The 397-nt window shown below is 67.0% G+C and carries 1 protein-coding gene; it reads left to right on the top strand.

All coding sequences use genetic code 11. The features are described from left to right. Positions 1–397, top strand: a 397-nt coding sequence (locus D7Y04_RS43355) for an FHA domain-containing protein (RefSeq protein ID WP_121763090.1), incomplete at both ends; no start/stop codon positions are given.

Genomic DNA, 397 nt, shown 5'->3' with positions numbered 1-397 from the left:
CGAAGCGACGTCGGACATCGTCCTGCCGGATCGCTCCGTGTCCAGGCAGCACCTCGTCCTGGAGGTCCGCGAGGATGGCGTGCGCGCGGTGGACCCTGGATCACGCAACGGCTCCTTCTGCGAGGGTATGCGCTTCTCCGAATTGGAGGTTCGTCCAGGGGCAACTCTGACCCTGGGTACCACCGAGCTGAAGCTGGTTCCGGAAGGAGAGAAGACGAGAGCCCTCCCCCTCTCCTCCCGCAGCAGCTTCGGGGGGCTGGTGGGCAACAGCCGACGCATGCGGGAGGTCTTCACGCTGCTGGAGCGGCTGGCCCAGGGCGAGTCGGACGTGCTCATCCAGGGCGAAACGGGCACGGGCAAGGAGCTGTGCGCGGAGGCCATCCACACGCATGGCATG

Source organism: Corallococcus sp. AB038B (assembly GCF_003668955.1).
GTDB classification, from domain to species: Bacteria; Myxococcota; Myxococcia; order Myxococcales; family Myxococcaceae; genus Corallococcus; species Corallococcus exiguus.
Note: the sequence above shows the minus strand (reverse complement) of the source record. Positions and strands in the feature narration are given on the sequence as shown.